Consider the following 24,163-nt stretch of genomic DNA (forward strand, 5'->3'; position numbering starts at 1 on the left):
CCGCATGGTCACACGGGCAGGGGTGATTGCCTGTTCATCTGCCGCTCTCTAGAGGCGGCTCATGCGCCTTCTCCAAGCCTTTCTCCCCGTCCTCAAGGAAAGCCCCTCGGACGCCCAGATCGTCAGCCACAAGCTGATGCTGCGCGCGGGGCTGGTCCGCCAGACCGCCGCCGGAATCTACGCCTGGCTGCCGCTTGGCCTGCGGGTCCTCAACAAGATCGAGCAGATCGTCCGCGAGGAGCAGGACAAGGCCGGCGCGATCGAGCTCCTGATGCCGACGCTCCAGAGCGCAGACCTGTGGCGGCAGAGCGGGCGCTACGATGCCTACGGCCCCGAGATGCTCCGCATCCGCGACCGCCACGATCGCGAGATCCTCTATGGTCCCACCAACGAGGAAATGATCACCGCCTTGTTCGCGGCCGACACCACCAGCTACCGCCAGCTTCCGCGCACGCTCTACCACATCCAGTGGAAGTTCCGCGACGAGGTCCGCCCGCGCTTCGGCGTGATGCGCGGCCGCGAATTCCTGATGAAGGACGCCTACAGCTTCGACCTCGACGAGGCCGGCGCGCGGCTCAGCTACTACAAGCAGATGCTGGCCTATCTGCGGACCTTCCAGCGGATGGGGATCCAGGCGGTGCCGATGCGTGCGGCCAATGGCCCGATCGGCGGCGACCTATCCCACGAGTTCATCGTGCTCGCGCCGACCGGCGAGAGCGAGGTCTTCTACGACAGCGCCTATGACAGCTTCGACTGGAGCCAGGCCGACCTCAATTACGCCGACGAGGCGGGGCTCAAGGGTCTCTTCGACCGCGTCAACACGACTTATGCCGCGACCGACGAGACTCATGACGAGGCCGCCTGGGCCAAGCTCCCCGAAGCGAGCCGCCGGACCGGCCGCGGGATCGAGGTCGGGCACATCTTCTACTTCGGCACCAAGTACAGCGAGTCGATGGGCCTCAAGGTGAGCGGCCCCGACGGCGGCAATGTCGTGCCCCACATGGGCAGCTACGGCGTCGGCGTCAGCCGTCTCGTCGGCGCGATCATCGAGGCGAGCCATGACGACAATGGCATCATCTGGCCCGAGGCCGTTGCGCCGTGGCAGGTCGGGCTCGTCACCATGCGCGGCGACGATGCCGCGAGCCAGGCGGCCGCGAACGACATCTACGACAAGCTCACCGCGGCCGGGGTCGAGGTCCTCTACGACGACCGCGACGAGCGGGGCGGGGCCAAGCTTGCCGGCATGGACCTGATGGGGCTGCCGACACAGATCATTCTCGGGCCGCGCGGCCTTGCCGCCGGGACGGTCGAGCTCAAGGACCGCCGCACCGGCGCCAAGGAAGAGATTTCGATCGAGAGCGCGATCGCGAGGCTCACCGCATGATCCTCTCCCGCTACGAGCGGATCATTGCCAAGCGCTATCTCCTCCCCGGCAAGGGCGAGGGCGAGCGCTTCATCTTCATGGTCTCGATGATCAGTCTCGGCGCGGTCGCGCTGGGCGTCGCTGCGCTGATCATCGTGATGAGCGTAATGAACGGCTTCCGCGCCGAGCTGTTCGAGAAGACCGCGGGGCTGAACGGCCATGCCGTCATCCAGGGCTATGACGGCCGCCTCTCCAACTGGCAGCAGGTCGCCGACGGCGCGAAGAAGGTCCCGGGCGTCACCTCCGCTCTGCCGCTGATCGAGCAGCCGTTGATGGCAAGCGCCAATGGCCGGGTCGAAGGCGTGCTGGTCCGCGGCATGCGGGTCCAAGACATGCGCGCCAACCCGGTGCTGACCGGAGGCGTCAAGAGCGGCAGCCTCGCCAATCTGACGCCGGGCTGCAACTGCGTCGCGATCGGCACCCGCCTCGCGACCCAGCTCGGCACCTTCCCGGGCGGCGAGATCAGCCTGATCAGTCCGGAAGGCCGCTCGACCCCGGTCGGGACCGTCCCGCGGATCGTCAGCTACACCGTTGCCGCCACCTTCGAGGTGGGCGTCTACGATTATGACAATGCCTTCGTCATCATGCCGATGGAGGATGCGCAGACCCTGCTGATGATGGGCGACCAGGTCGGCATCGTCGAGGTGAAGGTTACCGATCCCGACAAGATCCAGAACCAGATGGGGGCGCTGTCCGCCCTCGTCTCGGGCCGCGGGGTCGCGGTCGACTGGCGCAGCATGAATGCCGCCATCTTCGAGGCGCTCGAGGTCGAGCGCGTGGCGATGTTCGTCGTCCTTTCGCTGATCATTCTCGTCGCGGTGTTCAACATCCTGTCGAGCCTGATCATGCTGGTCCGCGCCAAGACCCGCGACATCGCCATCCTCCGCACCATGGGCGCGAGCCGCAAGGGGATGATGAAGGTCTTCGTGACCGTCGGCACCACCATCGGCTCGCTCGGGATCCTTCTCGGGCTGATCCTCGGCGCAGTCTTCCTCTTCTTTCGCCAGCCGATCGTGAACGTCATCCAGTGGCTGACTGGCCAGAATCTGTGGGATCCCAGCGTGCGCTTCCTGTCCGAGCTGCCGAGCAAGACCGATCCGGTCGAGGTGACCGTGATCGTCGTCACCGCCTTCGTGCTGAGCTTCCTCTCGACGCTCTATCCGGCGTGGAAGGCGGCGAGCACCGACCCTGTGCAGGTGCTTCGTTATGAGTGATTTTCTCGCCGCTGCTCCCCTTCAGGGGAGCTGTCACGAAGTGACTGAGGGGTTGGGGCAAACCCATCCGGCCCTGCGGGCCACCTTCCCTGAAGGGAAGGGGCGATGACCGCCGTCCTCGAAACAACCGGCTTGCGCCGTGCCTTCACCCAGGGCGACGTCACCATCGAGGTGTTGCGCGGGGTCGATCTGGCGGTGCAGCCGGGCGAGATTGTCGCGCTGCTGGGGCCGTCGGGCTCGGGCAAGTCGACCCTGCTCCAGGCGGTCGGCCTGCTCGAAGGCGGGTTCGAAGGCTCGATCCGCATCAACGGCCGCCAAGCCGAGAAGCTCGACACCGACGGGCGCACCGAGCTGCGCCGGGAGGCGCTCGGCTTCGTCTACCAGTTCCATCACCTGCTGCCCGACTTCACCGCGATCGAGAATGTGACGCTGCCGCAGCTCATCCGCGACGCCGAGCCCGAACCTGCGCGCGAGCGGGCGATCGCGCTTCTCACCGCGCTCGGCCTCGGTCACCGGCTCGACCATCGCCCGGCCAAGCTTTCGGGCGGCGAACAGCAGCGAGTCGCGGTCGCCCGCGCGCTGGCCAATCGTCCGCCGCTGGTGCTGGCAGACGAACCCACCGGCAATCTCGACGAGCATACCGCCGACGTGGTCCTCGGCGAATTCCTGAGCCTCGTGCGCGGGGAGGGGAGCGCCGCGCTGGTCGCCACGCATAACGAGCGGCTTGCGCGCAAGATGGACCGGGTGGTCCGGCTCCACGACGGGCAGCTCGAACAGCTGGGACCAAAGAACGGCTGACGCGTTAGGGGGCCCATGGTGCAGCGTCCCCCCTACGATCCCGACATGCCGCCGCCGGGCGGTTTCAATCCGCGTTTCAGCGACGGAAGCGAAGGCCCGCGTCCGGGACGGGAGCGGCAACTTGACGACGAGGATCGGCGCTTCACGCGTGAGCGACCGGCGGACGATCCCTTCGACCCCCGCGGTCGGGGCACCGGCGCGCCTCCGCCGCGCTCCGGCATGGCGCGATCGACCATCATCCTGCTCGCGCTCGGCGGTCTCCTCCTGCTCGGCGCGATCATCTTCGGCCTGTCGCTCGGGCGCTCGGGGCCCGGCAGCGACAGCCTGGACAATGCCGCCGACGCCGAAACCGCCGCCGCGAGTCCCGAGCAGCGCTGCGCCAGCCCGGCGACCTACGACCTGCTGAAGCGCGAGCTCTTCCGCCAGGCCTCCGCCGCGCGCGGGGCCGACCAGGCCGCTTTCGACCGGCTCGCCGCCTATGCCGCGCTGCGGGTCACCGAACCCGTGCTGAAAAGCGGCGGCGAGGAGGGCGACACGCGCATCAGCTGCGGCGCCGACGTCGCGCTCGACCTGCCGCCTGGAGTCCAGGTCGTCGGCGGGCGCCGGACGCTCAGCACCAGTCTCACCTACGAACTTCAGCCTGCCGCCGACCGCACCGGTGACGTCATGACGCTGTCGGGCGCCGAGGCGATCGTCACGCCGCTCGCGACCCTCGCGCGCAGCAGCGAAGGCTCCGTTCCCGCCACCCCGCCGGCGACCGTACCTGAGCCCGCCGTCGTCCCCGAGGCGCCGAGCGACGCTGCCCCCAGCATTCCCGACGCGCCGCCGGTCCCGCCCGAGCCGGCACCGGTGACCAGCGCTGCGCGACCCAGCTTCAATTGCGCCCGGGCGCGCACCTCGGGGGAGATCGCGGTCTGCCGCAGCGACAGCCTCGCCGCGCTCGACCGGCAGATGGCGAGCTTCTACGTCGCTGCCCTGCGTGACGCCGACGGCGAGCAGCGCGCTCTCCTCCAGCGCACCCGCGACCGCTTCCTCGCCTATCGCGATCGCTGCACCTCGGACCGCTGCATCGCCGACAGCTATCGCGGCCGCATCAGCGAGATCCGGGACATCGTCGACGGGCGCTGGCGGGGGCGGTAGGCCGGCACCGACGATCACGGTTGTTGGGGATAAGTCGCGCCCTTTCGCTTCCCTAGGCGCGCCCCCATTTGCTATCCCGAACCATGGCCTTCGTCCCGCTTCGCGTCCTCTCCTCCTTCAGCATGCTCGAAGGGGCGATCGAGCCCAAGGCGCTCGCCAAGCAGGCCCGCAAGCTCGGCTTTCCGGCAGTCGCTTTGACCGACCGCAACGGCCTTTACGCCGCCATGGCCTTCAGCGAGGCGGCGAGCGGGGAGGGCGTCCAGCCGATCATCGGCGCGACCCTCGGCCTTGCCCGACCGGCGGCCTGGGGCGGCAAGGCCGAGACGATCGACTGGCTGGTGCTGCTGGCCAAGGACGAGACCGGCTACAGCAACCTCTGCAAGCTCGTCAGCAAGGGCCATATGGAGCGGCCCGACCACCTCGATCCGCATGTGACGCTCGATGACCTCAAGGGCCACGAGCAGGGGCTGATCGCGCTCACCGCCGGTGGCGAGGGGAGCGTCGTCCGGCTGCTCGCTGACGGGCAGGCGAGCAAGGCACGGCTGGCGCTCGGCGAGCTTGCGTCCATCTTCCCCGACCGCCTCTATGTCGAACTGAGCCGCCGCGGCGATGCTGCCGAGGAAGCGGCCGAGGAGGCGCTGCTCGACCTCGCTTATGCGCTCGACCTGCCGATCGTCGCGACCAATCCCGCGCTCTACGCCGAGCCCGACTTCCATCCCGCGCACGACGCCATGCTGTGCATCGCCGCCAGCGCCTATGTCGACGAGGCCGAGCGCCGCCGCTCGAGCGAGGACGCCTGGCTGAAGCCCGAAGCCGCGATGGCCGAACTGTTCGCCGACCTTCCCGAGGCGCTCGAGAACACGCTGGTCGTCGCACGCCGCTGCGCCGTCGCGGCGCCCAAGCGCCGCCCGATCCTGCCGCGGATGGGCGAGGACGAGGACGAGGCGCTGCGCAAGGCCGCTCATGCGGGACTGGAGGCGCGGATCGCTTCCTATCCCGAGGACCAGAAGCCGACCTATCGCGAACGGCTCGATTTCGAGCTCGACGTCATCGTCCGGATGGGCTTCGCGGGCTACTTCCTGATCGTCGCCGACTTCATCCAGTGGGCCAAGGCCAACGACATTCCGGTGGGGCCGGGGCGCGGCTCGGGCGCGGGCTCGGCGGTCGCCTGGGCCTTGCTCATCACCGACCTCGATCCGCTGGCGTTGGGCCTGCTGTTCGAGCGCTTCCTCAACCCCGAGCGCGTGTCGATGCCCGACTTCGACATCGACTTCTGCGAAACCCACCGCGACAAGGTGATCCGCTACGTCCAGGAGAAATACGGCCGGGACAAGGTGGCGCAGATCATCACCTTCGGGCGGCTGAAGGCACGCGCGGTCCTCAAGGACACGGGCCGGGTGCTCCAGATGAGCTACGGCCATGTCGACCGGTTGGCGAAGCTCGTCCCCAACCATCCGACCGACCCCTGGACGCTCGAACGATCCTTGAACGGGGTCAGCGAGTTGGCGGCGGAAGTGAAGAACGAGCCGCAGGTGAAGCGCCTCTTCGACCTCGCGATGAAGCTCGAGGGCCTGCCGCGCCACAGCTCGACCCATGCCGCGGGCGTGGTGATCGGCGATCGCCCGCTGCAGGAGCTGGTCCCGCTCCACCGCGACCCGCGCTCGGACATGCCGGTCACCCAGTTCGACATGAAATATGTCGAGGGCGCCGGGCTGGTAAAGTTCGACTTCCTCGGCCTCAAGACCCTGTCGGTGCTGAAGGAAGGCCAGCGCCTCCTCGCCAAGCGCGGGGTCACGGCCGAATATGACAAGCTCGGCTGGGACGATCCGGCGGTCTACGAGCTGCTCCAGCGCGGCGACACGGTGGGCGTGTTCCAGCTCGAATCCGAGGGCATGCGGCGGACGCTGGCGGCCGTGCGGCCGACCAATTTCGGCGACATCATCGCGCTCGTCTCGCTCTACCGGCCGGGCCCGATGGACAATATCCCGCTCTTCGGCGACCGCAAGAACGGGCGCCAAGCGATTGAATATCCTCATCCCCTGCTCGAGGAAGTGCTGAAGGAAACCTACGGCATCTTCGTCTATCAGGAACAGGTGATGCAGGCCGCGCAGGTGCTCGCGGGCTACAGCCTGGGCGAGGCCGATCTTCTCCGCCGCGCGATGGGCAAGAAGATCAAGAGCGAGATGGACGCCCAGCGCGCGCGCTTCGTCGAGGGCTGCGCCGCGAACGACATCAAGCCGCAAAAGGCCAACGAGCTGTTCGACTTGATCGACAAGTTCGCCGGCTACGGCTTCAACAAGAGCCACGCCGCGGCTTATGCGCTCGTCGCCTATCATACCGCCTGGCTGAAGGCGCATCATCCGGCGGAATTCTTCGCCGCCTCGATGAGCTACGACATCCACCAGACGGACAAGCTCTGTCTGTTCGCTGACGATTTGCGGCGGATGGGGCTGACGTTGCTTCCGCCCGACATCAACGCCAGCGAGGCCGACTTCGACGTCGCCGACAATGCCGTCCGCTATGCGCTCGGTGCCTTGAAGGGCGTGGGCGAGAAGGCAATGGCCGAGCTGGTCGCCGACCGGAAGACCAAGGGGCCCTTCGCCAGCCTCGAGGATTTCGCCGCGCGGATCGATCCCCGGCTGCTGAACCGCCGCCAGCTCGAGAGCCTTGCTTCGGCCGGTGCGCTCGACGGGCTCAACCCGGACCGCGCCGCGGTCCATGCCGGGGCCGAGACGATCCTCGCCCACGCGACCAGCGCGCACCAGCAGCGGACCAGCGGGCAGGGCGGGCTTTTCGGCGGTGGCGGAGACGACGCGGCTGATGTCGCGCCGATCCGCCTTCCGCGCGACGCGCAGTGGACGCTGGCTGAGCGCATGGCCGCCGAGCGCGACAGTTTCGGTTTCTATTTCTCGGCCCATCCGGTCGATCAGCACAAGCATCTCCTCGCCGCGCACCGGGTCCGGTCGAGCGTCGATCTCGGCTCGGTCCCGATCCCCTCGGACGGGCGCGGCGCGGCGGTGATGGCGGGGCTGGTCGAGGAAGCCCGCTGGCGCACCTCGCAGCGCGGCAAGCGCTTCCTGATGGCGCGCTTCAGCGACAGCGGCGGCCAGTTCGATGCGACGGTGTTCGACGAGGAAGCCTCGGCGGCGGTCGAGGCCGCGGCCAAGGTCGGCCAGTGCGGCCTCCTTTCGGTCGAGCTCGACCGGCGTCCGGGCGAGGAGCAGCCGCGGGTGACGATCAAGCGCTTCCAGCCGCTCGACGAACTCGCCCGCCGGAGCCGGGTCGAACTCACTATTCGCTGCCCTGACGAGGCCGCGCTCGGGCCGGTACTGAAGTTATTGTCCACGCTCGGCGGCGGCAGCGGCGCGATCCGGCTGGTAGTGCCGATCAGCGGCGAGCGGACCGCCACGCTGCTTATCCCGGGCCGCTTCGCGGTCGATGCCGAACTGGCCGCGCGGCTCGCCCGCCATGTCGGCGACGAGGGCGTCACGCTCGCGGCCGCCGAGCAATTGCGACTGGTCGGCTGAACGAGAAACGTCGCCCCCGCGCGGGCGGGGACGACGTTCTCGCTGAAGGCGGGCCCCGGCATTCGCCGGGGCGACTTGCCGCGCCGAGGCGCGTCAGTTCATCTTCATGCCTTCCTTATTCATGAGCAGGGTGATCCTGGCATTCTGCTCCTCGGTCATGCTTTCCTTGAAGCGCGGGAAGACCTGCTCTTCCTCCATCCGCGCATGGGCCTCGATGAGGTCGCGGAACTCGCGCACGGTCGGCAGGAATTCCGCCGACCCCTTGTCCATGTTTTCAAGGCGATAGAGATAGGTCTTCACATAGCCATGCTCATGCTCGAGATGGTCGGCGTCGACCGTCTCATTGGCCTGGCGAAGCGCCGGATAGACGATCTGCTCTTCCTGATGCGCATGCTTGTTCAGCGCATAGTGAAGCGTCTTCACCAGCGCGGTGCGCTTCAGCGTCTCGTCGTCCTCGGTCGCGAGGATGAGGTCGAACTTGGCGAGCGTCGCCTTGTGCTCGAGCTTGAGGATCTCGTCCCAGGCGTTGCCGGCCATGACCGATTCCGACGCCTGTTGAAGAAACTTGCGGGCCAAGTTGGCACCGATCCCGATCGCCGCGCCGGCGGCAAGCGCGCCGAGCAGCGGCGCGGCCCCGCTCTCGCCATTGCCGAAGCTGAAGGCGCTCTTCTCGCTCGCCTTCGGCTTGCGGGTGCGGTTGCTGCTGGTGCGGCTCTTCTCGTTGGTCTCGTTACGCGTCGCCATGATCACTCTCCCAAGGCTTCCTGTTCTTGCCTGCCCAAACGGGCAGGGGAGCAGGGCCGTTCCTCTTGCGAGTGAATTGCAGGGGCGGGCGTCAGGCCTGGTTGAGGTCGGCCTCGGGCATCTCGGCGGGCGGAGCGCTATTCTCAGGCGTCGGCGGCGGGACCGGTTCGACCTCGGCGTCGGGCGCGGTCGCTGGCGGAAGATCGTCGAGCACGTCGGCGGGCGGCGGCGGGGGCGGGGTCGCGGTCTCGACATCCTCGCCCGGCAGCGATCGTGGCTTCGCGCTCGGCGGCGGCGCGCGATCCTTCGGCGCGCTGCTTCCTTCGTAGACGCAGGCGTCGAGCCCGTCGCGCGCGACCGCGGCGATCCGGGCGGCGATGGTGTTGCCGTAGCGCCGGGTGAAGCCCTTGGGCGCGATCGCCGCGCGCCCCTTGGGGAGCGGCAGCACCGCCGCCATGCGCGCGGCCTCCTCGCGGGTCAGCGCGCTGGCGTCATGGCCGTAATAGCGCTCCGCCCCGGCATTGACGCCATAGGTGCCGATCCCCGTCTCGGCGACGTTGAGATAGACTTCCATGATCCGCCGCTTGCCCCAGAGGTGCTCGATCAGGAAGGTGAACCAGGCTTCCAGCCCCTTCCGGGCATAGCCGCCGCCCTGCCAGAGGAAGACGTTCTTGGCGGTCTGCTGGCTGATGGTGGAGCCGCCGCGGATCCGGCCACCGCTGGCATTGCGCCGCGCGGCATCGCTGATCGCGTCCCAGTCGAACCCCGAGTGGCGGCAGAATTTGGAATCCTCGGCGGCGACCACCGCCCGGACCATGTCGCGGTCGATCCGGTCGAGCCCCATCCAGTCGCGCGTCGCCCCGCGCCCGGCGACGAGGTCGCCGACCATGGTGGCGGTGACGGGAGGGTTCACGAAGCGGTAGGCGAGGACCCACAGCACCGAGAGGACAAGGAAGGCGAGAATGGCCTTGACGATCCAGCCGGCGACGCGGGCCAGCGGATTGCGGCGTCGGGTCTGCGAAAGGGAGCGAGCCATGGGCGAGGGGCTACTGCCCTCTCCGGCGCGACGCTAGCCCTGCTGGTCGAAGCGGTCGGCGGCGGCCTGGTAGCTGCGCGCCATGTTGCTGAGGACATCGGCGGCCTGGCGGTCAGAGATACCGGCGGCAAGGCGCCGACAGCGCTCCGCCTTGGCGGTAAGGCTCCCCTTGTCGTCGGCGTCGGCGTCGGTTGCCGGGGCCATGGGGGAATATCCTTCGCGGGTCGGGTCGGTTGCCAAAACGATCAACTCACAGACTAATTCAACGGGAACAGGCTTTGCGCGCCGTTGGGCGGCAACGGATTGGATCCGGTCCGGTTCCAGATTCTTACCAATCGAATACGTATGCGGGGCAGCCGTGTGACTGCCCCGCAACAGATCAGAGGGCGACCTCGGCCTGGTTTTCCTTCTCGTGATCCTTGCCCGGATCGCGGCCGAGCATCTTCAGCGCAGCGGCAACGAGGGTCGAGCCCATCTCGGCCTTCCAGATCTCGGCCTTGCTGGTGTCGAAGCGGAGCAGCTGCAGATCGGGGTCGTCCTTGCCGTCCTTGTACCAGGCGGCGATGAACGGGTTCCAGAACTTGTCGACCAGCGCCCGGTCTTCGACCAGCTCGAGCGTGCCGTGGATATGGGCGAAGAGGTCATGGCCCTTGGAGACATAGGTGCAGACGACCTTGTTGTTCTCCGACAGGCCCTTGACGATTGCTTCGGACTTGGCGCCGAAGAAATAGATGTCGCCGCCATCCTCGACGTCGTCCTGCCAGTTGACCTGCGCGGTCCACGGGCGGGTGCGGCTGTCCTCGACGCCCTGCAGGCCGATCATCACGAAGGGCGAGCTTTTCAGCTCCTTCCAGAACATCTGCTTCAGTTCGTCGGCGCGCTCGGCATCAGCCACGTATCTTCTCCCGTGTGAATATGTTCGCGAACCGAAACGGGAGAGGGGAGGGAGGGTTCCCGCGGGGCGTGCGGTCGAAGGGCCGGCCTAGCGGACCCGGCGCACCAGGAGGCCGCCGCCCTCTGCCTCGCGAACCTGGAATTCGGGCATCGCCCGGACCAGCTCGGACAGGCTCCGGGCGCCATAATTGCGGACCGAGAAGCTCAGCACCGCCTTGGCGCGCTGGCCGACCTCCGAAAGGGAGGCATAGCCTTCCTCGTCGCGCTTGCTCTGCTTCCAGGCCGACCCGAGCACCTTGAGAAGTTCCTCCTCGACCGGGCGCGCCTCATGCTCGGGATCGGCGGGCTCGCCATTCTCGGCCGCGGCGAGGGCGGCGACGTCGAAGAAGCGGGTGCAGCTGTTCTGGAAGCTGACCGGGGTCTTGGCGGTGCCGAAGCCATAGACCGGTATCCCCGCCTCCCGGATGCGCTGGGCAAGGGGCAGGAAGTCGCTGTCGCTCGACATGATGCCGAGCCCGTCGATCTGGTCGCGGTGGAGCATGTCCATCGCGTCGATCACCATCCGCATGTCGGTGGCGCTCTTGCCCTTGACCACGTCGAACTGCTGGATCGGCTGGATCGAATGCTGGGTGGTCAGCTGGCCCCAGCCCTTGAGCGCGGGCTTGGACCAGTTGCCGTAGGCGCGCCGGACGTTGATCGCGCCGAGTTCACCGAGCACCAGCAGCACTTCGTCGAGATGATCGGGCGAGGCGTTGTCGGCATCGATCAGCAAGGCGATGTTGCGGTCGCGGTCCATCGGTCAGGCCTCTTCGGGAACGGGCTGGAAGCGGTCGCTGGTCTCGTCGAGCTCGTAGAGCGTGCCCTCGGCGATGGCGAACCAGCAGCCGTGGAGCTTGAGCGTCCCGGCCTTCTCGCGCTCGGCGACGAAGGGGAAGGTGCGCAGGTTGGCGAGGCTGACCTTCACGCCCTCGAGCTCCAGCGCATGCTGGGGATCGGCGGGCGCCTCGGCGACCACGCGGTCGCGGGCCTCGTCGAGAAGGCCGATCCACTTGTCGATGAAGATCCGGTCGGGTTCGCCGTGGCCGGCCAGCGCGGCGCTGATGCCGCCGCAGGCGCCGTGGCCCATGATCACGATATGCTTCACCTCGAGCTTGGTGACCGCGAATTCGAGCGCCGCCGAGACGCCGTGGAGGCCGCCGCCCATCTCGAACGGCGGGATCAGGTTGGCGACATTGCGCAGGATGAAGGCCTGGCCGGGGACGGTGTCGAAGATGGTCGCGGGATCGACCCGGCTGTCGCAGCAGCCGATGATCATCACCGGCGGCTCCTGGCCCGTCGCCAGTTCCTCCCAGCGGCGATGCTGGTCGCGATAGCCTTGCGAACGGAAGCGATTGTACCCGCGGAGAAGCGCACGAAACTCAGGCATGTGGCAGGGTCATCCTATTGGTCGTCATAGTCTGCCACCCCCGCCGCCCCGGCTAACGAAGCCGCCGCGCCTTGGCAATCGGGTGGCCTGCGGAACGATTGGGAGTTTCCCGCGCTCTTGCCTTGCAGATTGAAACTCGAGGAGCACGGAATCATGAAGAAGGCGATGATGGCGGCGATGCTCGTCGCGGGCGTGTCGGTCACCGGTTGCGCGACCACCAACCCCTATGGCGATCCCTATTACAATGGCGGCTCGAACCAGGCCGGTCGCGCGGCGACGGGCGCTGCGGTCGGCGCGGTGGTCGGTGCCGGTGTCGGCGCGGTCGTCCCGGGCGTCTCGACGGTCGAGGGCGCGGTTGCCGGCGGCATCGCCGGTGCGGTGCTCGGCGCGGTCGTGAAGGGTCGTCAATATTACCGCGATACCCGCGGCTACTGCTATTACGTCGATCGTAACGGCAACCCGATCTACGACTACAACACCCGCTGCTAAGGCCGGGTGAGGGGGAGGGGAGACACTTCCCTCCCTCGTCGAATTGCTAGGGGTGGCGACAGCCACCCCTAGTCGCTACATGGCGCGGCATGAACGCGCCGACCCCGCTTCCCACCCCGCCCAGAGCCCGCAAGCCCGACTGGATCCGGGTCAAGGCCCCGACGTCCGAGGGCTATGCCCAGACGCGCAAGCTGATGCGCTCGCTCAACCTGGCGACGGTGTGCGAAGAAGCGGCCTGCCCCAATATCGGCGAATGCTGGACCAAGAAGCACGCCACGGTGATGATCCTTGGCGACACGTGCACGCGGGCCTGCGCCTTCTGCAACGTCAAGACGGGCATGCCCCGCGCGGTCGATCCGTTCGAGCCGCAGAACACCGCCATCGCCGCGGCCAAGCTCGGGCTCGAGCATATCGTCATCACCAGCGTCGACCGGGATGACCTGCCCGACGGCGGCGCGAGCCAGTTCGTCAAGGTGATCGAGGCGCTCCGCAAGGAGACCCCGTCGACCACCATCGAGATCCTCACGCCCGACTTCCGCAACAAGTCGGAAGACGCGGTGGCGCGGATCGTCGATGCCGGTCCCGACGTCTACAATCACAATCTCGAGACCGTGCCGAGGCTCTATCCGACCATCCGCCCGGGCGCGCGTTACTACGCCTCGCTCCGGCTCCTCGAAAGCGTAAAGCGTCGCAATCCGGCGATCTTCACCAAGTCGGGAGTGATGGTCGGCCTCGGCGAGCAGCGCCTCGAAGTTCATCAGGTGATGGACGACATGCGCTCGGCCGACATCGATTTCCTGACCATGGGCCAATATCTCCAGCCGACGCCGCGCCACGCGAACGTCGAGGAGTTCGTCACCCCGCAGGCGTTCAGCGCCTACGCCGCGATCGCCCGCGCCAAGGGCTTCCTGCTGGTTGCCGCCTCGCCGCTGACCCGCTCGAGCTATCACGCCGGCGACGACTTCAAGAAGATGCAGGCCAATCGCGCCGCGCGGCTCGCCCGCTAGGACCCATGCCGCGCCACACCGAACAACGCTTCCTGCCCTATAGCCCCGAGCAGCTGTTCGACCTCGTCGCCGACGTTGCGCGCTACGACGAGTTCCTGCCCTGGGTGACGGCGGTGCGGATCCGCTCCAGTAGCGAGACAGAGATGGTGGCCGATTTGATCGTCGGCTTCGGTGCCTTTCGCGAGCGCTTCACCAGCAAGGTCGCCAAGCAGCGGCCACAGGCGATCACCGTCGATTATGTCGAAGGGCCCCTGAAATTTCTTCACAACGAGTGGCGCTTCGAGCCGGTCGAGGGCGGGACCAATCTCCACTTCGCGGTCGACTTCGCCTTCCGTAACCGGATCTTCGAGGCGGTCGCGGGGCAGGTGTTCGACCGAGCTCTGCGCAAGATGACGAGCGCCTTCGAACAGCGCGCGGCGGCCCTGTATGGCGCGGGCGTCAGCCCCGCGACGGCACAGACCCCGGACAGCTGATCGCTCTTGCCGATGAAGATCCCTGCTTTCGCAGGGATGCTCATTCAGGCGGCTCGAGCAGTTCCAGCGCGCAGAGCGCCGCCTGGCGCCGGATCCCGGTGCGGCCTTCGGCGGCATCGAACAATTTCATGTCGGCGATGATCGCGTCCGGATCCTGCCCCTTGGTGGCGCGGGCGAAGACCACCGTCCCCACGGGCTTGGTCTGACTTCCGCCGTCGGGCCCGGCGATCCCGGTGATCGCGACGGCGACGTCGGCGCCGGACTTTTCGAGCGCGCCCTTGGCCATCGCCCAGGCGGTCGCGACGCTGACCGCGCCGAAGGTGTCGAGCACGTCCGACGAGACTCCGAGCGCCGCCATCTTGGCGTCATTGGCGTAAGTGACATAGCCCGCTTCGAAGACCGCGGAGGAGCCGGCAATCTCGGTCAAGGCGGCGCTGACCAGTCCGCCGGTGCAGCTTTCCGCGACCGCGATCCGCCGGCCCAGCGCCTTGTTCCGGGCGATGACGTCACGGGCCTTGTCGACGAGGTCGGGGGGAAGGAGCGAGTCCATGGATCAGTCCTCAGGCGGGAAGGCGGATGGTGGCGATGGCCTGGGCGGCGATGCCTTCGCGCCGCCCGGTAAAGCCCAGTTGCTCGGTGGTGGTGGCCTTGATGCTGACTTGGGTCGTCTTGAGTTCGAGGATCTCGGCGACCCGCGCCTGGATGGCGGCGCGGTGCGGCCCGACCTTTGGCGCCTCGCAGATGACGGTGCAGTCGACGAAGTCGATGATCCCGCCGCGTTCGCGGATGAGGTCGGCGGCGTGGACGAGGAAGCGGTCGCTCGCGGCGCCCTTCCACTGCGGGTCCGACGGCGGGAAATGCTGGCCGATGTCACCCAGCGCCGCCGCGCCGAGCAGGGCATCGGTGATCGCATGGAGGACCACGTCGGCGTCGCTGTGCCCGGCGAGGCCCTGCGGATGATCGATGCTGATCCCGCCCATGATGACCGGGCCGGGCCCCGCGAAGGCATGGACGTCAAAGCCGGTGCCCGAGCGGCTGATCATCTGCGCGGCAAGCATCATTTCGGCGCGTTCCCAGTCTCTTGCAGTGGTCAGTTTATGGAGGCTCTCATCACCCGCGACGGTCGCGACCTTGAGCCCGGCGAGCTGGAGCACGGTCGATTCGTCGGTCGGCGCGCCGCTTCCGGCTTCGTCATAGGCGTAGACGAGGTCCGAGGTGTGGAAGGCTTGCGGCGTCTGGATGCGCAGCAGCTGGGTGCGGTTGACCGTCCCGCGCAGCTCGCTGTCGCCCTTGGCGAGCGTGTCGGCCACCGGCAGCACCGGCACCGCGCCATCGGCCTTGGCAAGGGCATCGAGCAGGCGGTCGACGACGTCCGGCGGGCAAAAGGGGCGGGCGGCGTCATGGACCAGCACCACGCCTTCCTCGATGGCCGCGAGGCCGGCGCGGACGCTGTCGGCGCGCTCGGCCCCGCCGATGATCGGTGCGCCGACGTCGAGCCCGGCAAGCGCCTCGGCGGCCTGTGCCTCCTGGCCGGCGCCGATCACCACCCGCACCGCACTCACGCGGGGGTGGGCGAGAAGCGCCTCAACGGCATGGCGAAGCAGGGGTTTCCCGGCGAGCAGGCGATATTGCTTGGGGGTCTCGCCGCCCATGCGCGATCCCGATCCGGCGGCGACGACGAGGGCGGTGACGGGCTCCATGTCGCGCGCCTTGCCCGCGAAGCCCTGCTCCTGTAAAGGCGCGCGCTCCCATGGACAGTTTCAAGCCTATCGCGATCGGTCCGGTCCGCATCGACGCGCCGGTCATCCTGGCGCCGATGACGGGCGTCACCGACCTGCCGTTTCGTAAGGCGGTGAAGCGCTACGGCGCGGGCCTGACGGTGAGCGAGATGATCGCCAGCCAGGCGGCGATCCGCGAGACCCGCCAGAGCCTCCAGAAGGCGCTATGGGACCCCAGCGAGGAGCCGGTCAGCCTCCAGCTTGCCGGCTGCAGCCCGAAGGAGATGGCCGAGGCGGCAAAGCTCAACGAGCAGCGCGGCGCCGCGATCATCGACATCAACATGGGCTGCCCGGTGAAGAAGGTCGTCAATGGCGACGCCGGAAGCGCGCTGATGCGCGACCTGCCGCTCGCCGCCTCGATCATCGAGGCGACGGTCAAGGCCGTCTCGGTCCCCGTCACCGTCAAGATGCGGATGGGTTGGTGCCATGACAGCCTCAACGCGCCCGAGCTCGCGCGCATCGCCGAGGACCTCGGCGCGAAGATGATCACCGTTCACGGCCGCACCCGCAACCAGATGTACAAGGGCTCGGCCGACTGGCGTTTCGTCCGCGGGGTCAAGGACGCGGTCTCGCTGCCGGTGATCGTCAACGGCGACATCTGCAGCCGCGAGGACGCCCGCGAGGCGCTTGCCCAGTCGGGCGCCGATGGCGTCATGGTCGGCCGCGGCGCTTATGGTCGTCCGTGGCTGCTCGGACAGGTGATGGCCGACCTTGCCGGTGGCGAGCGTCCCGATCCCAGCATGGACGAACAGCTCGCGCTCATCCTCGAGCAATATGACGCCATGCAGTCGCTCTACGGGACGGTGACGGGGGTCAATCTCGCCCGCAAGCATATCGGCTGGTATACCAAGGGCCTCCACGGCTCGGCGGAATTCCGCCAGAAAGTGAACACGCAGGACGATCCCAAGGTCGTCGTGCAGATGTTGCGCGATTTCTACGCACCGTGGCTCTCGAAGGCCGCTGCCTGAACCCCGCGGCGGAAAAGCGCGGCTGGCGCCGTGCACTTCCGCGAAGCTAGCCTTCCCACGGGCGGCGCGGCCCAGAAAAGTTAACGCCGCACCGACAAACTGTGTTCTTTTGGCCACAAGTCCATGCTAGGGCCGAAAGGATGGATGCCCGCTCGGCCGCTTCCAAGATCGATCAACCGCCCAGCCTGACCCGCTGGCTCGCGGCGGAGCGTGCCAACGGGCGCTTCTACCGGATCATGGAACTGGTCGCCGCGGCTTCGCTGCTGGCGATGGTGCTGATCAGCTATGTGACCCTCGCCCGCGGCGATCCCTCGCAAATGGCGTCGCCGTCGCTGATCGCCTTGCTGCTGGTCGGCAACCTCATCCCCGCCATCCTGCTGATGGTGCTGCTGACCCGGCGTCTCGCGGTGCGGCGGGCGGAGCAGGGGGGTCTCGGCACCGGGCGCCTCCACACTCGCCTCGTCGCCCTCTTCTCGATCATTGCCGCGGTCCCGACCGTCCTGATCGCGATCTTCGCCTCCGTCCTGCTCCAGTCGGGGCTCGAATTCTGGTTCTCGAACCGCGCCCAGACGGTTCTCAACCAGGCGCAGAACACCGCCGCCATCTACGAGCGCGAGCATCGTGAGCGGCTTCGAGCGGACATGGAGGCGATGGGCTCGGACGTGGTCCGCGGGCTCAACACCTACGAGCCGACCTCCGAGAATTTCAAATATATCATGCTGCAGCAGGTCGCGGTGCGGCAGCTGCGCGAGGCCGCGCTCTTCAGCATCAGCAACAAGGGCGAATGGATCACCTATGCGGTGGTGAATTTCGACGACCGCCCGCTCCAGCAGCGCTTCTCGCCGGCGGATGCGGGCAAGCTGGTCGCGGGGCAGGTCAGCATCAAGATCGCCAATCCCGACCGGGTCGAGGGCCTGATCCGGCTCGATCCGAGCGCGCCCATCTTCCTCTACGGCGCGCGTGAGATCAACGCCGCCGCGGTCAATGCGCTGCGCCAGACCAGCGAGGCGGCGCAAGGCTACAGCAGGACGCTGGAACGGGCGCGCTCGCTCCAGCTGCGCTTCAACGCCGCTTTGCTGCTGGGTTCGCTGCTGGTCGTCGGCATGGCCATCTTCTTCGCGCTCAAGATCGCCGACAGGCTGGTCCGTCCCCTGGGCGGCCTCGTCACCGCCGCGGGCAAGGTCGAGGAGGGCGACTTCTCCGCCCGCGTGCCGATCGACAGCAAGGACGACGAGATCGGCGTCCTCTCCGCGGCCTTCAACCGGATGACCGGGCGCCTCGAGGAACAGACCGGGGCCCTGAAGGCGGTGAACACGCAGCTCGATACGCGCCGTGCGTTCATCGAGGCGGTGCTTGGCTCGGTCACCGCCGGGGTGATCGCGCTCGACAATGACCGCCGGATCCTCCTCACCAACCGCTCGGCCGAGGCGCTGCTCCAGCACGGCTGCGAAGGGATCGAGGAGCGCGCGCTCGGCGACGTCAGCCACGAGCTCGAGGAATTCCTCTGCGGCGACCAGCGCGAGGCCGATGTCCTCGTCCGAGCCGAGGGCGGGCAGCGGACGCTCGCGGTCAAAAGGGTCCGCTATGCCGACGGCTGGGTGCTGACCTTCGACGACATCACCGAGCAGCTCGCGGACCAGCGCCGCGCCGCCTGGTCCGACATCGCCCGCCGCATCGCCCACGAGATCAAGAATCCCCTTACTCCGATCCAGCTTGCCGCCGAGCGGATCCAGCGGCGCTTCGGCAAGGAGGTCCAGTCCGACCCCGAAACCTTCGGGCGGCTGACCGAGACGATCGTCCGCCAGGTCGGCGACCTTCGCCGCATGGTCGACGAATTCTCCAACTTCGCGCGGATGCCGAAGCCCGTGTTCCGCGAGGAGAATGTCCACGAGATCGCCCGCACCGCCCTGTTCCTGCACGAGGTCGCGCATCCCGGAGTTACCTTCACGCTCGATCCGGCGCAGGGCGACATCCGCATGGTCTGCGACCGCCGCCAGCTTGCCCAGGCGCTGACGAACGTGGTCAAGAATGCGGTGGAAGCCATTGAAAGCCGGCGTAATCGCGGCGAGCACAACATGGCCGGCGATCGCGTTGGCCTGGCCCTCCGGCGGACCGAGCAGCAATTGGTGATCGACGTGACCGACACCGGCGTGGGCCTACCCGAGGAACGCGAGCGGCTGACCGAACCTTATATGACGACGCGGGTGCGCGGGACCGGGCTCGGGCTGGCGATCGTCAAGAAGATTGTCGAGGAACATGGCGGCGAGATCGCCTTCCTCGATCGCGCAGGCGGTGGGACCCATGTCCGCATCGCCTTCGATCTCGCCAAGCTCGCCGTTCTGGCGGAGGCGGCTGAGAATGCCCCTGATGAGGAGAGTGCCTGAGATGGCTCTGGAAGTGCTGGTCGTGGACGATGAGGCCGATATCCGCGAACTCGTGGCCGGTGTGCTCGAGGACGAGGGCTATGCGGTGCGTTCCGCCGCCAACTCGACCGAAGCGCTCGAGGCGATCGAAAGCCGTCGCCCGAGCCTCGTCCTGCTCGATGTCTGGCTGCAGGGCTCGCGGATGGACGGGCTGCAGCTGCTCGAGGAAGTGAAGCGCCGCGACAGCTCGCTGCCGGTGCTGATGATCAGCGGTCACGGCAATCTCGACACCGCGGTCGCCGCGATCCGCGAGGGCGCGGTCGATTTCATCGAGAAGCCGTTCGAGGCGAGCCGCCTGCTCCACCTCGTCGGGCGGGCGACCGAAACCGACCGGCTGCGCCGCGAGAATGCCGACCTCAAGATGCGGATCGGGACCGAGGACCAGCTGAATGGCGCGTCGGTCGCGATCAACACGGTCCGCGCGACGCTGAAGCGGGTCGCGCCGACCGGCAGCCGCGTGCTGATCACCGGGCCCGCCGGGGTCGGCAAGGAGATTGCCGCGCGGACCATCCACAATTGGAGCACGCGCGCCGGCGGCCCCTTCGTCACCGTCGCCGCGGCGCGGATGGATCCGGGCCGGGTCGAGGAGGAGCTCTTCGGGTCCGAGGCCGATGGCGTGGCGCGCCCCGGCTTCCTCGAGCAGGCGCATGGGGGGACGCTGTTCCTCGACGAGATCGCCGACATGCCGATTACCACGCAGGGCAAGATCCTGCGGGTGCTGACCGATCAGAGCTTCACCCGTGTCGGCGGGCAGCGGCCGGTCAAGGTCGACGTCCGCGTGCTCTCGGCGACTTCGCGCAACCTCAGCGACGAAATTGCCGCGGGCCGGTTCCGCGAGGACCTCTATTATCGCCTCAACGTCGTGCCGGTTCGGATCCCGCCGCTGCGCGAACGGCGCGAGGATATTCCCGAGCTCGCCAACCATTATCTCGCCCGCTTCGCCGCCGAGCGCCGGATGCCGCCGCCCAACCTCTCGGACGAGGCGCTCGCCGCGCTCCAGGCGCATGACTGGCCCGGCAACGTCCGCCAGCTCCGCAACATCATCGAGCGGACCGTGATCATGGCGCCGACCGAGCGGCTAGAGCGGATCGACGTCGATCTGCTGCCGTCCGAAGTGCTCGACACCGGCGGTTCGGGCGGGCTGAGCAGCGCGACCCTGTCGATCATGGGCTCGCCGCTGCGCGAGGCCCGCGAGAGCTTCGAGCGCGAATATCTCCGGGTCCAGATCCGCCGCTTCTCCGGCAACATCAGCCGCACCGCGAGCTTCATCGGAATGGAGCGCTCGGCGCTGCACCGGAAGCTCAAGGCCCTTGGGCTGGGCGACAAGGGACAGAATGGCGAAGAGGAGCGTTCTGGCAACTGAGGCGCTTTCCTGCCTCGAACATAATTAGAAGAACAGCAGAACAATGCCGTCCAAGACCCTCAGTTTGCAGGACCATTTCCTCAACAGCCTGCGCCGCTCAAAAACTCCCGTCACCATCTTCCTGGTGAAGGGGGTGAAGCTCAACGGCATCATCACCTGGTTCGATGCCTTCTCGTTGCTGCTCCGCCGCGACGGGGTCAGCCAGCTCATTTACAAGCATGCCATGTCGACGATCATGCCCGCCCGGACGCCGACCGATATCGATTTCGACAGCTTCAAGGGCCAGAATGTCGAGCCGGGCCGGGCGACCCTGCAGGACCTGTTCCTCGCCGCCTCGATCCGCCAGCGGGAACCGATGACGGTGTTCCTCGTCAATGGCGTCATGCTCCAGGGCGAGGTGGTGGCCTTCAACCGCTTCTCGATGCTGCTCGGCCGCGGGAGCGAGGTGCAGCTGGTCTACAAGCATGCGGTCTCGACCATGCAGCCGGCGCACCAACTGCAGCTCGGCGAAGTCGAGAATGACGACGATCAGCCGGAGGACGCCAAGTGAGCACCGGGTTCGACCGCGCCGGCGGCGACGGGCTGCGCCGCGGCGAGACCGCGCTGGTCGTGCTTCCCGACCGCGCGCAGGAGAGCAATGCCCGGTCGGTCGAGGCCCGGCTCGACGAGGCGCAGGGACTGGCCGAGGCGATTGGCCTCGACGTTGACGACCGCCTGTCCTTCCGGATCCGCCAGCCGCGACCCGCGACCCTGTTCGGCAAGGGTCAGGTCGAGGAGATCGCGGCCCGCGCCGAGGAGCGCGAGGCCAAGGTGCTGGTCGTCGACGCGGCGCTCACCCCGGTCCAGCAGAAGAACCTCGAGGACGGGACCAAGGCCAAGGTCATCGACCGCACCGGGCTCATCCTCGAAATCTTTGGCGAGCGGGCGGCGACGGCGGAGGGCCGGCTCCAGGTCGAGCTCGCCCACCTCGATTACCAGGCCGGGCGGCTGGTCCGCAGCTGGACCCACCTCGAGCGCCAGCGCGGCGGCTTCGGCTTCCTCGGCGGCCCGGGCGAAACCCAGATCGAGGCCGACCGCCGCCTGATCCGCGACCGCATGGCCAAGATCCGCCGCGAGCTCGACCAGGTGAAGCGCACCCGCGCCCTTCACCGCGACCGGCGCAAGCGCGCGCCCTGGCCGGTGATCGCGCTGGTCGGCTATACCAATGCGGGCAAGTCGACGCTGTTCAACCGCCTGACCCGGGCCAAGGTGCTGGCCGAGGACCTGCTGTTCGCGACGCTCGATCCGACGATGCGCGAGATCAGCGTTCCGGGGTTCGACAAGGCGATCCTGTCGGACACGGTGGGGTTCGTCTCCAACCTCCCGACCGAGCTCGTCGCGGCCTTCCGCGCGACGCTCGAGGAAGTGGCGAGCGCCGACCTCATCCTCCACGTCCGCGACATCCACCATCCCGACAGCGACGCGCAAAAGGCCGACGTCGAGCAGGTGCTCGCGAGCCTCGGCATCGGGCAGGGAGAGGAGGGGCCGGCCCGGATCGAGGTCTGGAACAAGGTCGACCTCCTCCAGGGCGAAGACCGCGAGGCGGTCGAGAATGAAGCGGACCGGCGTCATGACGTCATCACCGTTTCGGCGCTGAGCGGCGAGGGGACCGATACGCTCCTCGCCCGGGTCGGCGCGGCGCTTCGCGAAGGAGCGGCGGTGCACCACCTGCGGATCCCGACCAGCGACGGCAGCCGCCTCGCCTGGCTCCACAGCCGCGGCGAGGTACTCGAGAGCCGAGCCGATGGCGACGAGATGTTCGTGGCGGTGCGGCTGAGCCCGGAAAACTGGCAGCGCTACCAGGGCCTCTAGGCGCGCTATCGCGAGCGAAGTTGACGAAGTTGACACAGGGCGGGGCCCGTCGTCGGCTTCATCGTCACAGAGCAGCAAGGTCAAAGAGCTAAAGGCGAACCCGTCTGGTTCCTTTGCGCAGATTTACTCCTACAAGGCAATCGCTTGCGGGGGCGGCGGAGTGGCGTAGGATCTACCCATGGATTTCCTCGCGGCCTCGATTGCGGCGTTCCTGACCTGCCTTCTTTCCGGCTTGGCCTTCGACTGGGTTGCACGGCACTTTGCGGGCGCGCGGACGGCGGCGCTGGCGGCCTTCTGGGTGACGGTCGGAAGCGCGGCCGGTCGTTATGGCGGTGCCGCCAAGGCCGATGACGATTTGCTTATGGTCCTGGGCGGACTGACGGGCGCCGCGCTGGCACTCTTCATCCTTTGGCAGAAGCTGCTACGCGGGCGGCCTGAAGCGGTGGACTGAAGCCTAGAGATAGTCGGCGAGTGCGAAGGAAACCGGGCTGGCCGTGCCGCCACGCTCGACCGTCAGCGTCACCGGCGAGCCCGCATCGCCGCCAAGCGCGCGAAGCATCCTCCGGAGATCACCGCGGACGCGGTCACCGATCTTCAAGCCGGCCTTATCCGCCGGGCTGCCGCGGCCGACGTCGACGATCTCCACCGCCTTACCAGTGGGCTCGAGCCACAGTCCCGAGCGGCCATAATCTTCGGTGAGCGGCGCGAGCCCGGCATGCGGCTGCAGCCAGAGCGAACGGCTCGCCACTTCGGTCGACAGGTTGAACCAAGCCGAGATGGCGGGCGAACGCCTCAGGCGCGCTTTGCCTTGCGCCACAAGGCTTCCTTGTCGTCGAGGCTGAGGTTGGTGAAGCCGGGGGCCTGCTCGATCGTGCGGAAGCGGCGTTCGAACTTGGCGTTGGCTTTGCGCAAAGCCTCTTCGGGGTTGATTTTGAGAAAGCGTGCGAGGTTCACGACGGCAAACAGGAGGTCGCCAACTTCCTCTTCGCGCTCGGCGTCGCTGGTCGCGGTCTCGACCTCGTCCAGTTCCTCGAAGATCTTGGCCCTGGCGCCGCTCGCGTCGGGCCAGTCGAAGCCGGTCCGGGCGGCGCGTTTCTGGAGCTTCAAAGCGCGTTCGAGCGCGGGCAGGCCGAGCGCGACGTCCGCGAGGACGCTCGGATCGGCGTCGGCTTTGGCGGCACGCTCGGCCGCCTTGATCTCTTCCCAGCGGTGGTGGCCGCCGGTGGCGTCATCGCCGAAGATATGCGGGTGGCGGCGCTCCATCTTGTCGCTGATCCCGGCAAGCACGGCGTCGAGCGTGAAATGGCCGGCCTCAGCTGCCATCTGGCTGTGGAAGACAATCTGGAGCGCAAGGTCGCCGAGCTCGTCCTTGAGGTCGGCCATGTCGCCGCGCTGGATGGCGTCGGCGACCTCATAGGCTTCCTCGATCGTATAGGGCGCGATCGTCGCGAAGGTCTGGACCGTGTCCCATTCGCAGCCCGTCGCCGGATCGCGCAGCCGCGCCATCACATTCATCAGCCGCTCGAGCGCGTCGCCGGCATCGGGCTGCTGATGGCGGATTTCTCCGTCGGGGGGGCTCGCTGGGGCGCTCATTCGTCCTCGTCCGTAA

23 protein-coding genes and 1 pseudogene are annotated in these 24,163 nt (G+C 67.8%); 14 read left to right on the top strand and 10 right to left on the bottom strand.

Annotation, left to right across the window (positions count from 1 at the left end; genetic code table 11):
• Window positions 1-61: 61 nt before the first annotated feature.
• From proS to dnaE, 5 genes are all read left to right on the top strand, one after another.
• On the top strand, window positions 62-1,384 hold the full coding sequence (gene proS, locus AC4GYU_RS09795) for a proline--tRNA ligase (protein ID WP_491086698.1): 1,323 nt from the start codon (window positions 62-64) through the stop codon (window positions 1,382-1,384).
• Window positions 1,381-2,637 carry a lipoprotein-releasing ABC transporter permease subunit gene (locus tag AC4GYU_RS09800; protein ID WP_491086699.1) on the top strand — a complete coding sequence of 419 codons (1,257 nt, stop codon included), beginning with the start codon at window positions 1,381-1,383 and terminating at the stop codon, window positions 2,635-2,637. Before proS ends, AC4GYU_RS09800 begins: the two co-directional genes overlap by 4 nt.
• A 105-nt stretch (window positions 2,638-2,742) precedes the next feature.
• A complete protein-coding gene (locus tag AC4GYU_RS09805) occupies window positions 2,743-3,435 on the top strand; it encodes an ABC transporter ATP-binding protein (RefSeq protein WP_491086700.1) in 693 nt (230 codons plus the stop codon).
• Between the two features lie 15 nt (window positions 3,436-3,450).
• On the top strand, window positions 3,451-4,575 hold the full coding sequence (locus AC4GYU_RS09810) for a lysozyme inhibitor LprI family protein (RefSeq protein ID WP_491086701.1): 1,125 nt from the start codon (window positions 3,451-3,453) through the stop codon (window positions 4,573-4,575).
• Between the two features lie 83 nt (window positions 4,576-4,658).
• The gene (gene dnaE / locus AC4GYU_RS09815) at window positions 4,659-8,102 is read left to right on the top strand and encodes a DNA polymerase III subunit alpha (RefSeq protein ID WP_491086702.1); all 3,444 of its coding nucleotides are present in this window, start codon (window positions 4,659-4,661) and stop codon (window positions 8,100-8,102) included.
• Window positions 8,103-8,195: 93 nt separating this feature from the next.
• Here the strand turns inward: dnaE and AC4GYU_RS09820 are convergent, their stop codons facing one another.
• The 6 genes and pseudogenes from AC4GYU_RS09820 to AC4GYU_RS09845 form a co-directional block, all read right to left on the bottom strand.
• Window positions 8,196-8,846: a hemerythrin domain-containing protein gene (locus AC4GYU_RS09820; protein WP_491086703.1), complete on the bottom strand. Its 651-nt coding sequence runs from the start codon at window positions 8,844-8,846 to the stop codon at window positions 8,196-8,198.
• A 328-nt stretch (window positions 8,847-9,174) separates the two neighbouring features.
• Window positions 9,175-9,882, bottom strand: a pseudogene (gene mtgA / locus AC4GYU_RS09825) (monofunctional biosynthetic peptidoglycan transglycosylase); the annotation flags it as partial.
• 33 nt (window positions 9,883-9,915) lie between these two features.
• Window positions 9,916-10,086: a hypothetical protein gene (locus AC4GYU_RS09830; protein WP_491086704.1), complete on the bottom strand. Its 171-nt coding sequence runs from the start codon at window positions 10,084-10,086 to the stop codon at window positions 9,916-9,918.
• Between the two features lie 175 nt (window positions 10,087-10,261).
• Window positions 10,262-10,777: a pyridoxamine 5'-phosphate oxidase family protein gene (locus AC4GYU_RS09835; RefSeq protein ID WP_491086705.1), complete on the bottom strand. Its 516-nt coding sequence runs from the start codon at window positions 10,775-10,777 to the stop codon at window positions 10,262-10,264.
• 87 nt (window positions 10,778-10,864) lie between these two features.
• Window positions 10,865-11,572, bottom strand: coding sequence for an NYN domain-containing protein (locus tag AC4GYU_RS09840; RefSeq protein WP_491086706.1), 708 nt, complete (start codon window positions 11,570-11,572; stop codon window positions 10,865-10,867).
• A 3-nt stretch (window positions 11,573-11,575) separates the two neighbouring features.
• Window positions 11,576-12,202: a carbonic anhydrase gene (locus AC4GYU_RS09845; protein ID WP_491086707.1), complete on the bottom strand. Its 627-nt coding sequence runs from the start codon at window positions 12,200-12,202 to the stop codon at window positions 11,576-11,578.
• Window positions 12,203-12,355: 153 nt separating this feature from the next.
• On the opposite strand from AC4GYU_RS09845, the gene AC4GYU_RS09850 reads away from it, so the two are divergent.
• The 3 genes from AC4GYU_RS09850 to AC4GYU_RS09860 all read left to right on the top strand — a co-directional run bounded on the left by AC4GYU_RS09850 (window position 12,356) and on the right by AC4GYU_RS09860 (window position 14,171).
• Window positions 12,356-12,691 carry a YMGG-like glycine zipper-containing protein gene (locus AC4GYU_RS09850; RefSeq protein WP_491086708.1) on the top strand — a complete coding sequence of 112 codons (336 nt, stop codon included), beginning with the start codon at window positions 12,356-12,358 and terminating at the stop codon, window positions 12,689-12,691.
• A gap of 89 nt (window positions 12,692-12,780) precedes the next feature.
• Window positions 12,781-13,698 carry a lipoyl synthase gene (gene lipA, locus AC4GYU_RS09855; protein ID WP_491086709.1) on the top strand — a complete coding sequence of 306 codons (918 nt, stop codon included), beginning with the start codon at window positions 12,781-12,783 and terminating at the stop codon, window positions 13,696-13,698.
• A gap of 5 nt (window positions 13,699-13,703) precedes the next feature.
• Window positions 13,704-14,171 (top strand): type II toxin-antitoxin system RatA family toxin, encoded by a 468-nt coding sequence (locus tag AC4GYU_RS09860; RefSeq protein ID WP_491086710.1) that lies wholly within the window; start codon window positions 13,704-13,706, stop codon window positions 14,169-14,171.
• A gap of 40 nt (window positions 14,172-14,211) precedes the next feature.
• On the opposite strand, the gene AC4GYU_RS09865 is transcribed toward AC4GYU_RS09860, so the two are convergent.
• Together AC4GYU_RS09865 and AC4GYU_RS09870 are read right to left on the bottom strand one after the other, a co-directional pair.
• Window positions 14,212-14,721: a CinA family protein gene (locus AC4GYU_RS09865; protein ID WP_491086711.1), complete on the bottom strand. Its 510-nt coding sequence runs from the start codon at window positions 14,719-14,721 to the stop codon at window positions 14,212-14,214.
• Between the two features lie 10 nt (window positions 14,722-14,731).
• Complete coding sequence (locus AC4GYU_RS09870) at window positions 14,732-15,871, bottom strand: bifunctional 2-C-methyl-D-erythritol 4-phosphate cytidylyltransferase/2-C-methyl-D-erythritol 2,4-cyclodiphosphate synthase (RefSeq protein WP_491086712.1); 1,140 nt, start codon at window positions 15,869-15,871, stop codon at window positions 14,732-14,734.
• A gap of 50 nt (window positions 15,872-15,921) precedes the next feature.
• Here AC4GYU_RS09870 and dusB point away from each other — a divergent pair, with 50 nt between their 5' ends.
• The 6 genes from dusB to AC4GYU_RS09900 all read left to right on the top strand — a co-directional run bounded on the left by dusB (window position 15,922) and on the right by AC4GYU_RS09900 (window position 23,005).
• The gene (dusB, locus tag AC4GYU_RS09875) at window positions 15,922-16,917 is read left to right on the top strand and encodes a tRNA dihydrouridine synthase DusB (RefSeq protein WP_491086713.1); all 996 of its coding nucleotides are present in this window, start codon (window positions 15,922-15,924) and stop codon (window positions 16,915-16,917) included.
• A gap of 140 nt (window positions 16,918-17,057) precedes the next feature.
• Complete coding sequence (locus AC4GYU_RS09880; protein ID WP_491086714.1) at window positions 17,058-19,301, top strand: sensor histidine kinase NtrY-like; 2,244 nt, start codon at window positions 17,058-17,060, stop codon at window positions 19,299-19,301.
• A 1-nt stretch (window position 19,302) separates the two neighbouring features.
• Window positions 19,303-20,703: a nitrogen assimilation response regulator NtrX gene (gene ntrX / locus AC4GYU_RS09885; protein ID WP_491086715.1), complete on the top strand. Its 1,401-nt coding sequence runs from the start codon at window positions 19,303-19,305 to the stop codon at window positions 20,701-20,703.
• Between the two features lie 43 nt (window positions 20,704-20,746).
• A complete protein-coding gene (gene hfq, locus AC4GYU_RS09890) occupies window positions 20,747-21,253 on the top strand; it encodes an RNA chaperone Hfq (RefSeq protein WP_491086716.1) in 507 nt (168 codons plus the stop codon).
• The gene (gene hflX / locus AC4GYU_RS09895) at window positions 21,250-22,554 is read left to right on the top strand and encodes a GTPase HflX (protein WP_491086717.1); all 1,305 of its coding nucleotides are present in this window, start codon (window positions 21,250-21,252) and stop codon (window positions 22,552-22,554) included. The genes hfq and hflX overlap by 4 nt, the downstream gene beginning before the upstream one ends.
• A 178-nt stretch (window positions 22,555-22,732) precedes the next feature.
• Window positions 22,733-23,005 (top strand): hypothetical protein, encoded by a 273-nt coding sequence (locus AC4GYU_RS09900; protein WP_491086718.1) that lies wholly within the window; start codon window positions 22,733-22,735, stop codon window positions 23,003-23,005.
• A 3-nt stretch (window positions 23,006-23,008) separates the two neighbouring features.
• Here the strand turns inward: AC4GYU_RS09900 and AC4GYU_RS09905 are convergent, their stop codons facing one another.
• Window positions 23,009-23,371, bottom strand: coding sequence for a hypothetical protein (locus AC4GYU_RS09905; protein WP_491086719.1), 363 nt, complete (start codon window positions 23,369-23,371; stop codon window positions 23,009-23,011).
• Window positions 23,347-24,069 carry a nucleoside triphosphate pyrophosphohydrolase gene (gene mazG, locus AC4GYU_RS09910; RefSeq protein ID WP_491086911.1) on the bottom strand — a complete coding sequence of 241 codons (723 nt, stop codon included), beginning with the start codon at window positions 24,067-24,069 and terminating at the stop codon, window positions 23,347-23,349. The genes AC4GYU_RS09905 and mazG overlap by 25 nt, the downstream gene beginning before the upstream one ends.
• Window positions 24,070-24,163 lie beyond the last annotated feature (94 nt).

The organism is Sphingomonas sp. SP2 (assembly GCF_058313385.1).

What these genes read in the sequence shown, in the direction of transcription:
- proS (WP_491086698.1), top strand. Translation starts at nt 62, where the DNA reads ATGCGCCTTCTCCAAGCCTTTCTCCCCGTCCTCAAGGAAAGCCCCTCG.
- AC4GYU_RS09800 (WP_491086699.1), top strand. Translation starts at nt 1,381, where the DNA reads ATGATCCTCTCCCGCTACGAGCGGATCATTGCCAAGCGCTATCTCCTC.
- AC4GYU_RS09805 (WP_491086700.1), top strand. Translation starts at nt 2,743, where the DNA reads ATGACCGCCGTCCTCGAAACAACCGGCTTGCGCCGTGCCTTCACCCAG.
- AC4GYU_RS09810 (WP_491086701.1), top strand. Translation starts at nt 3,451, where the DNA reads ATGGTGCAGCGTCCCCCCTACGATCCCGACATGCCGCCGCCGGGCGGT.
- dnaE (WP_491086702.1), top strand. Translation starts at nt 4,659, where the DNA reads ATGGCCTTCGTCCCGCTTCGCGTCCTCTCCTCCTTCAGCATGCTCGAA.
- AC4GYU_RS09820 (WP_491086703.1), bottom strand. Translation starts at nt 8,846, where the DNA reads ATGGCGACGCGTAACGAGACCAACGAGAAGAGCCGCACCAGCAGCAAC.
- AC4GYU_RS09830 (WP_491086704.1), bottom strand. Translation starts at nt 10,086, where the DNA reads ATGGCCCCGGCAACCGACGCCGACGCCGACGACAAGGGGAGCCTTACC.
- AC4GYU_RS09840 (WP_491086706.1), bottom strand. Translation starts at nt 11,572, where the DNA reads ATGGACCGCGACCGCAACATCGCCTTGCTGATCGATGCCGACAACGCC.
- AC4GYU_RS09845 (WP_491086707.1), bottom strand. Translation starts at nt 12,202, where the DNA reads ATGCCTGAGTTTCGTGCGCTTCTCCGCGGGTACAATCGCTTCCGTTCG.
- AC4GYU_RS09850 (WP_491086708.1), top strand. Translation starts at nt 12,356, where the DNA reads ATGAAGAAGGCGATGATGGCGGCGATGCTCGTCGCGGGCGTGTCGGTC.
- lipA (WP_491086709.1), top strand. Translation starts at nt 12,781, where the DNA reads ATGAACGCGCCGACCCCGCTTCCCACCCCGCCCAGAGCCCGCAAGCCC.
- AC4GYU_RS09860 (WP_491086710.1), top strand. Translation starts at nt 13,704, where the DNA reads ATGCCGCGCCACACCGAACAACGCTTCCTGCCCTATAGCCCCGAGCAG.
- AC4GYU_RS09865 (WP_491086711.1), bottom strand. Translation starts at nt 14,721, where the DNA reads ATGGACTCGCTCCTTCCCCCCGACCTCGTCGACAAGGCCCGTGACGTC.
- AC4GYU_RS09870 (WP_491086712.1), bottom strand. Translation starts at nt 15,871, where the DNA reads ATGGAGCCCGTCACCGCCCTCGTCGTCGCCGCCGGATCGGGATCGCGC.
- dusB (WP_491086713.1), top strand. Translation starts at nt 15,922, where the DNA reads ATGGACAGTTTCAAGCCTATCGCGATCGGTCCGGTCCGCATCGACGCG.
- AC4GYU_RS09880 (WP_491086714.1), top strand. Translation starts at nt 17,058, where the DNA reads ATGGATGCCCGCTCGGCCGCTTCCAAGATCGATCAACCGCCCAGCCTG.
- ntrX (WP_491086715.1), top strand. Translation starts at nt 19,303, where the DNA reads ATGGCTCTGGAAGTGCTGGTCGTGGACGATGAGGCCGATATCCGCGAA.
- hfq (WP_491086716.1), top strand. Translation starts at nt 20,747, where the DNA reads ATGCCGTCCAAGACCCTCAGTTTGCAGGACCATTTCCTCAACAGCCTG.
- AC4GYU_RS09900 (WP_491086718.1), top strand. Translation starts at nt 22,733, where the DNA reads ATGGATTTCCTCGCGGCCTCGATTGCGGCGTTCCTGACCTGCCTTCTT.
- mazG (WP_491086911.1), bottom strand. Translation starts at nt 24,069, where the DNA reads ATGAATGTGATGGCGCGGCTGCGCGATCCGGCGACGGGCTGCGAATGG.